This window comes from Priestia sp. MDV22-iso46 (assembly GCF_058629175.1).
This window is the reverse complement of the sequence record NZ_JBZVWT010000027.1, coordinates 1-7,588: the sequence shown is the minus strand read 5'-3', so window position 1 is coordinate 7,588 and position 7,588 is coordinate 1. Positions and strand designations below refer to the sequence as shown.

The window sequence follows — 7,588 nt, the reverse complement described above, 5'->3', positions numbered from 1 at the left end:
AACTTTAAAAAAATTATAATCAATATCACTCAAAACAATTATTAAAATTAAAATAATAAGGGATTATGAATAGAAAAAGAACTGGAACCTATAATAAGCTTTTCTCTTTTCTATTCATAAGTTTTGGCCGACATGAGCAAACTACACAAGACGCCGTGAGGCATCAACCAATACCCTTGCAATAGAGCAGAAAAAACCTACCTCTTTGGATTGGAAAGAGATAGGTTTTTTTCTATTTTCAAGGTGTATACTCTATACATCTTTAGTTAACATAATGTCTCTTTCCGGAACACACGGAAAAGGAAACCCCTTGAGCCATAAGGGGTTTGTTGAGTTCCATATTTCCGTGATATGCAGCTTTTTATACATCCTTGATCTGACGGAGTTCTCCTTACAGGTAGTTGAAGAGATGATGCATAAAAAGCGCACCTTTTATGCATATGCTTCAACCCCTAAATAATTGATTTTTTATCTGAATATGTTATAGTGACAGTCCGGCTGATTTTCCAAGTTGGATTTCATTTAACCCCATATTTGTAAATGTAACTAAAAGGCCACCTCTCTTACCACACACTCAAGAGGTGGCTTTTTAGTTTGTTAAAAACATTAATCATCTTTAGGTATATCCTTTTTATAAAAGAAAAAGGTATAAACTGGAGTTTCCATTCTGTACAAGCTTCATACACTGTAATATACGACAAATATAGAAAGAAGTGTATGATCTTATGTTAGGTAATTCTAGGACATTAAAGATTCATGTTTTAACGAGCACATTGGATAAATATGAAGAACGATTGAGTGAATTTCTTCAAAATAATAATTTTGAGATTATAGATATTAAAATTTGTAATGTTGGTCTTGATATTTCAGTTTTAATTATTTATAGAGATCTAGTACAGCATCCCTTCCAATTTAAAAAAAGTCTTTAATACTTGTTTCGTACTTATTAAATTTGATAAGTACGAAACAAGTATTAAAATTGTTCTTATCATTTCTCCCTAATGAATTCTAAAGATTTTTAAATCAAGATGGTGTTATACTGGTTATAACCCTAAATAAATCGGAGGTTATAACTAATATGTACATGGAATTCTATGAAAAAGTAGATGGATTAGCAAGAGCTATTGGAGTCACTACTTCAACTGCTAAGAAATATTATTTACTTTTTGAAGAGCATGGTTATAACTTTAAACGTAATCAGCAAGGACAACTCTTGTTTTCACAAGATGATATAAATTTATTTAAAGAATTAATGCTTTTAAAAAATGAAAAAGGCATGACTGTTCCGAAGGCTGTAAAGGAAATTGTAAAAGATAAAGTTATAACTGACACAACTGATATAACCGACATAACTGTTACAACAGAAGATATAACGGTTATAACCAAACAAGTCACAACCGTTATGACCGAACTAGATGAGTTAAAACAATTAGTAAAAAACCAAAATGAAATTATAGAAAAACAGCAAGAGGACTTTAAGAAGCAATTTTTAAAACAAGAAGCATACATAAAAGATAGTTTAGAACAACGAGATAAGACATTGATTACAACATTAAGGGAAATGCAAGAATCACAAAAAGAAATAGCTACTAGCTTGTCAAAAGAACAGGCTAAAAAGAAATGGTGGCAATTATGGTTACGTTAGACTACTCAAATTGATTGGGTAGTTTTTTTAATTAAAAGATGGCCGTCTTGAGACGGTTTTTTTAGCCTTTAGGCTATTATTTTTCTAACGAAAAAATTATAAAAAGACCCTTGCAATTCTATTAGCGAATTGCTATTTAAATAGAGAGTGAGAAGAGAGAAACTTTTTAAAGTATTATAAACGTTGTTATATCAGCGTTTGTAATACTTTTCGTGTGTTGCAAAAATGCAACAGTTGCGTTGCATTTTTGCAACACACGAAAAGTAAAAAAAGAGCCTATTATAGGCTCTTTTTTAATTAAAATAATTTATCTGGTAAATCTTTTAATATTTTCATTTTCATAGCTTTATGAAACATAACTTGCAAAGCTTGATTTACGTTATCTTTATCACCTGCATAAATAACATGTGGATTTACAAAAATAGCATAAGCTTTCGCGTTATTATCTTCAACTCCTGATTCGCCCTTAAATAAGATGCCTTTTTTAACTAATGAATTGATAACAGTACTTGTATTTGTTCTGTTGCTATTAATTAATTTTGCGATTTCTGAAATGTTAGCAGGTACTGGATTTTTAGCTTTAATATCTAAAACAATACAATTAGTTGAAAAAGCTATATATGGGACAATATCATGCAAAAACACTTTTTCTCTCCCAGTAAAATATTTCAGTTTGTTTAGGTATCCCTGATTCTCCTGCAAAGTTTGTACAAACCTCACTCTCGATTGTGGAGTTCTTTTTGTCCCTATAAAAATATCTTTACCAGTAGCTTGACTTAACGTTTCCATTGCTTGATTAACTTCATCTTGATCTACACCATGATAATCTGCTTTAGCTCTCTCTTTTTCAGCTTCTAGATCTCTTGACCTTGCCTTTTTTTCCGCTTCAACAAGTTTTTTTTCCAAATTCACAATATTATTTTTGCCGTTTTCCAAACTAATTCCTCTCCTTATGTGGCAGGAATCAGCCCCTTATGATAGAATATGTACATAAATATGTATATAAGGGACCCATTCCCTTTCTGTTTTTCGAGAAACCGCCAAGCCGACCAAAGCAAGGGCGGTTTTTCTCATTTATACTACATTCAACACTATCAATAATTTCCCTCTTTTTCTACTCTTTTCGCAGTTTTTCAACTAATTTTGTAAAAGCCTAAACCATTATCCTAGATTAATACCAAACAATCCAAAGAACCATTTAAACAAGAAAAACATAGGTACCATAAAGACAGCTGCACCAGCTCCATATTTCACCCAATCTAACCAGCCATTAAACGCTACACCTAACTTAGCGTTCGATATCATAGTCTTGCTGTTTTTTTCGATTTCGCTGAGTTCTGACTTCGCTTTCTCGCTCAACATGTCGAACTTGCTCCCCAGATTGTTGTTGATCTTCTCGAGTTCGTCTTTGATCACTTGATTGTTTGTTTGGAACTCGTTGTTTAGAAACTCCTGATTCTTTTTCATCTCGCTGTGCAATACCCTGATGGCCGTCTTCATCTCGGCCAAAGTTTCGTTCGTATATTGCTTGTGCTCTAAGATGGCGGTCTCTAATTTGTTGATCGATGTCAGCGAAGTCAATCTCATTTCCGCTTGTACGTCTTGGCTCGTCTGTTTGATCTGTTCGAGCTCTTGCTGCATCATCATCTCTTTGTTCATGTTTTCTTTCAGAAACGTCGAGAGATAGCCCTCTGTCGCTCTGAGACGCAAAATCATCTCCTGGTATAACTGATATAACTCCTGCATGTCCTCTCTCGGCTGTGCTTCCTGCACTTGTTGTCTTTCTTTCTCTTGTAACTTGTCTTTCAAAGCCATGTAAAATCGTCTCCTTTTCGTACGCCAACCCTAATTTAGTGCCACGTACCTTTTTATTCGATTCTAGATGCTCATACGTGATGTTTTTGCCTCTTAAAGTGGCTTGGACACCCTGCTCTTTTAAACGTTCCTGGAACTCTTCAAAACTAGCTGTCTGCTCCTTGGCTTGATCAATGGCCGTTCGAATTTCATCCTTCCAACTAGACTCACCTTTCTCAAGTAATGACTGTTCAGCTAATGTATAACGAACATCGGCCGTGCGCTCTTCTACAACGGAAAGTCCATGTTCCTTGCACAGCTCATCACTTGCTTTACGAAAACGGTCAATGGCATCTTGGCCATGGGCATGAAACTTTCTCCCATCCTCATAGTTCACGGCATTAATGACAATGTGGTTATGAATGTGATCTTTATCTGTGTGCGTATAGACGGCCACCTCGTGACCTTTTGCCAACTTCTCAGCCAGTTGTAACCCAATTTCATTAGCTTGCTGGGGATCCACTTCATCTGGCTTAAACGACTGAATGACATGGTGCGCTTGTATACCGCCATTTTTGCCCCATATTTCCCTTGTAGCCTTAAATTGGTTCCTTACATAGTCCACATCGCAATCAAGTGAATTTGACACCTCAGCGCGCTTCTCAGCGTACTTCAGTAACGCGTTGGCATTTTTCGTGGTACTCAGCTTAATTGTTGCCATGCTGCAGCCAATCCCTTTTTAATTTCGTCGAGATTGTATACCAATCTCTCAAGCTCCTGTTCACTTAAATGTTCAATGTCTCGTGCATTGCACCATCTCGCAATCTGGTTCACATTGGTACCCACTGCACGCAATTCCTTCGCAATTGCTAGAGCACCCTCACGATTGATCTTCGGCTGTCGTATGCGGGTACCCTGTGCCTTTGCTTTCACAAAGGCAGGCACCGTCATTCCTACGTTATCCGCCATCAGCGATAGCCGTTCGAATTCCTCTTCAGTGACACGGAACTTCACCTGTTTAGGCTCGTTCCTACGCTCGCCTTTCGTCTCGCTCATACCTTTATTCCTCCTTATGTTCACCTACTGAACGTGGTGAACTTGGTGTAAAATTCCAGCTGTATGCTTCCATAATACACCAAACATTCGGAATAAGGTAAGCTCTACAATTGGTACCCAATTGAGCTTGGTTATGCCTAGCATAACAATCCCCCCAGCCCCCTTTTCAAGGGGGAGCCAAACCGCGGACGCTGTCCACACCTGCCAAAGGAAAGCTCCTTTGGAATGGCTTTTACAAACACCCCCAACCCCCTCAAAACTTTGAGGGGGCTCCCTCGCCGGTTGGCGTCAAACAAACTCGTTTGTTTGAGTGCCAAGAGGGTCTTTGGTGTAGTGACATTGTCAATTCCTTAATGCTCCCTACGGTCCGCTTACCATTGACAACGCAGCTTATCTCCCCCTTTGTTTTGGGGTAGAGGCTGGCTGTTTATGTTTTTAAGTGCGTTGTTTACCTTGGAGTAAGATGAGCACTTTTGTACGGCCGAGCTGGCGGTTCGGCAGGTATACTTGCTTAAACAAGCCGATTCCCATATCCTTCGTTTTGGGTATGTCGGCTTGGCGAGAGATCCAAACCTGCCGAAAGTCTTTATACAAGGAGAAAAGAGTGGAGATTTTTTAAGTGGGTTTCTTGAAAAATACGACTCGTACCTTGTATAAAGGCTAGCCCCCATTGATTGAAAATGAATTTTCATCCAAAAATAAAAAAAGCTAGCATCTAGCTAACTTTTTTTAAACAAATTAGATTTAATGATTAGCATCCTCCACCAAAGCCGCCGAAACAAGAAGCCCCGATAATAATTAATAGAATAAAGAGGACAATAATTAAAGCAAAACCACTGCCAAAACCACAGCCGCCTCCGCCGTAACCATATCCGCCATAACCGCAACCGCCAAAGCCCATATTTTCACCCCCGTATATGCTTAATACTTCTAAGATATGCATAAAAAATTAAAATGCTCGCCTATACTCTGGACTGGTAAAAATAATAGGATTTTTGTAGATATATATAAACCATTTAGATTATTTTACATAGAATGAATGAACCATAACATTGAATCCCAGTAGATCAGTTATCCTCCCGAACGGATTTGCAGTTGTTAAAAAACAGAAAAACTCCCTGCCGCCTGGGAGTTTTTCTGTTTCTTTAGATGTATATTATATATATGTTTAGTTAGTATAATGGATTTTATTGGAATTCATTATCTGAAAAGATTTTGAATATTATTAGAGAAGGCTCTAGGAATGCCACTTCGATAAAGCCATCTCTCATTTAAAAGAAAAAACAATCTGTCTTCCAATACAGATTGTTTTTTCTTTTTTTTGACTTTGTAAATTATGAAGGTGAAAAATGAAACTAAAAGGATTCTAAGTGTGAGACGAAAATTATTCGAAATACATCATATGCCCTTATTTTCCTTTAGGTAACTTGCCTATTAGGAATAAAAGACAATAGTTAGAGTAAACTAATCATATGTAGATTTTCTAAAAGAAAAACCCACCTCTGACAAATCAGGTGGGTTTTTCTTTTAATACATAAGTTATTGATAACTTGAGCAAACTACCAAAGACGCCGTGAGGCATCAGCAACTTTAAAATCCTTATTCTTTTAACAGAAAAGCCTACCTTCTCCCTAACTCTAAGGTAGGTTTTTTCAGGTTTTTCGCTGTATATGGTATACATCTTTAGTTAACATAATGTCTCTTATAAGAAGCAAAAAGCCTTAAAACAATTAGTTTTAAGGCTTTTTGCATAGAGATCTTCTTTTTGTAAAACAAAGTACATAATAAAAATAAAAGAAGAGAAAAGATTTTCATATATTGCTATAAACCTTGATATATCAAGATTTATAGGACTTTTTTGAAAGTGAAAAATAACTCATATCCAAGTTGATTTTAACTCCTATGAGGGTTATTTTTAACTCACATAGGAGTTAAAAATAACTTTTATAAAGAGTTGTTTTTTGTAAAAAAACAAGGGTTAAAAACAACACTATTATAGAGTTTAAATTAACTCTAATAAAGAGTTGATATTAACTGAAATATAAGTTAAGATAAAAATATAATAAATGGTAAAAAATGATAGAGGTGGACAATGTGGCTAAAATATCAAAAGTGGAAACAACAAAAGTCGTTGATATGAACGGAGAAATAACGGAAGAAACGACAAGTGTTTCTTTTAACTATGGAAAAGAACCAGACTACATAAAAGTATATCTCGACAATATTGTTGTGTTAGCAGAAATACAAGGATGGATAAGCAAGGTATTATACGAGCTTATAAAAGGCGTAACTTATGCAAATAAAGGACAATTTATCATCATTAACTCAGGATATAAACGAATTGTAGCTGAGAATTTAGGGATTAAACAACAATCAGTAACTAATGCAGTTAATCAGTTAACCAAAAAGAATATTCTAATAAAAAAAGAAACAGGCGTTTTCTTATTAAACCCTCAATTCTTTGGAAGAGGTGAATGGAAAGACATATCTAAAATTAGATACGAAGTAGAACTAAGTGCAGACGGAAAAGTTATGAGATTAAAAGATACAAATTGAAAAAATCATTAAAACATCGTGTTCAAAAGAATGAACACGATGTTTTCTACAACTGCACATATATGTTCACTTTGAGTTAACATAAAACATATTTTCGGAACACCTTAATAAATAAAAGAAGGAATTTCTTACAAAATAAAACAGTACACATTCTGTCTATAAATTACCAGCTATGTTTTGACTAAATACACTACCATTCTTAGTATTAGTTGTATTTTTTTTATTTATAATATTCATGAAGTTCCCTGTATTAGCAGAACCAGCACCTACTTTTGTCATGTCTGTGCTTTTTGGTGCAATCTTAAAACAATCACCAAATTCAACAGTAGGTGATGATCCAAATAAACTAGAAATGTTAACTGCTCCTACAACAGATGGCATTTTTATTCCTCCTCTATCCTGCAAATAATTATGTAACAATTGTATTCTAAACCTGCTTTAAAAGTAGCTTAACCGTTGAAACTTTAAAAAAATTATAATCAATATCACTCAAAACAATTATTAAAATTAAAATAATAAGGGATTATGAATAGAAAA

Annotated in this window: 9 protein-coding genes; 2 read left to right on the top strand and 7 right to left on the bottom strand. The window is 35.1% G+C overall.

The window, feature by feature from the left end; translation table 11 throughout:
• The first annotated feature begins 1,078 nt into the window (after window positions 1–1,078).
• Window positions 1,079–1,645 (top strand): DUF3967 domain-containing protein, encoded by a 567-nt coding sequence (locus tag AC4NPH_RS30900; protein ID WP_071277478.1) that lies wholly within the window; start codon window positions 1,079–1,081, stop codon window positions 1,643–1,645.
• A 297-nt stretch (window positions 1,646–1,942) separates the two neighbouring features.
• Here the strand turns inward: AC4NPH_RS30900 and AC4NPH_RS30895 are convergent, their stop codons facing one another.
• The 6 genes from AC4NPH_RS30895 to AC4NPH_RS30870 form a co-directional block, all read right to left on the bottom strand.
• Entirely contained in the window at window positions 1,943–2,581 is a 639-nt protein-coding gene (locus AC4NPH_RS30895) for a MarR family transcriptional regulator (RefSeq protein ID WP_418055129.1), read from the bottom strand.
• 225 nt (window positions 2,582–2,806) lie between these two features.
• A complete protein-coding gene (locus AC4NPH_RS30890) occupies window positions 2,807–2,950 on the bottom strand; it encodes a hypothetical protein (RefSeq protein WP_162837701.1) in 144 nt (47 codons plus the stop codon).
• On the bottom strand, window positions 2,934–4,160 hold the full coding sequence (locus AC4NPH_RS30885; RefSeq protein WP_335482210.1) for a relaxase/mobilization nuclease domain-containing protein: 1,227 nt from the start codon (window positions 4,158–4,160) through the stop codon (window positions 2,934–2,936). Before AC4NPH_RS30885 ends, AC4NPH_RS30890 begins: the two co-directional genes overlap by 17 nt.
• Complete coding sequence (locus tag AC4NPH_RS30880) at window positions 4,142–4,495, bottom strand: plasmid mobilization protein (protein ID WP_098197341.1); 354 nt, start codon at window positions 4,493–4,495, stop codon at window positions 4,142–4,144. The genes AC4NPH_RS30885 and AC4NPH_RS30880 overlap by 19 nt, the downstream gene beginning before the upstream one ends.
• A 24-nt stretch (window positions 4,496–4,519) precedes the next feature.
• The gene (locus AC4NPH_RS30875) at window positions 4,520–4,696 is read right to left on the bottom strand and encodes a hypothetical protein (RefSeq protein ID WP_491939352.1); all 177 of its coding nucleotides are present in this window, start codon (window positions 4,694–4,696) and stop codon (window positions 4,520–4,522) included.
• A 550-nt stretch (window positions 4,697–5,246) separates the two neighbouring features.
• Window positions 5,247–5,396: a YjcZ family sporulation protein gene (locus AC4NPH_RS30870; RefSeq protein WP_098197342.1), complete on the bottom strand. Its 150-nt coding sequence runs from the start codon at window positions 5,394–5,396 to the stop codon at window positions 5,247–5,249.
• 1,193 nt (window positions 5,397–6,589) lie between these two features.
• Here AC4NPH_RS30870 and AC4NPH_RS30865 point away from each other — a divergent pair.
• Window positions 6,590–7,051, top strand: coding sequence for a replication/maintenance protein RepL (locus AC4NPH_RS30865; RefSeq protein ID WP_061860493.1), 462 nt, complete (start codon window positions 6,590–6,592; stop codon window positions 7,049–7,051).
• 156 nt (window positions 7,052–7,207) lie between these two features.
• On the opposite strand, the gene AC4NPH_RS30860 is transcribed toward AC4NPH_RS30865, so the two are convergent.
• On the bottom strand, window positions 7,208–7,432 hold the full coding sequence (locus AC4NPH_RS30860) for a spore germination protein (protein ID WP_097812962.1): 225 nt from the start codon (window positions 7,430–7,432) through the stop codon (window positions 7,208–7,210).
• Between the last annotated feature and the right edge of the window lie 156 nt (window positions 7,433–7,588).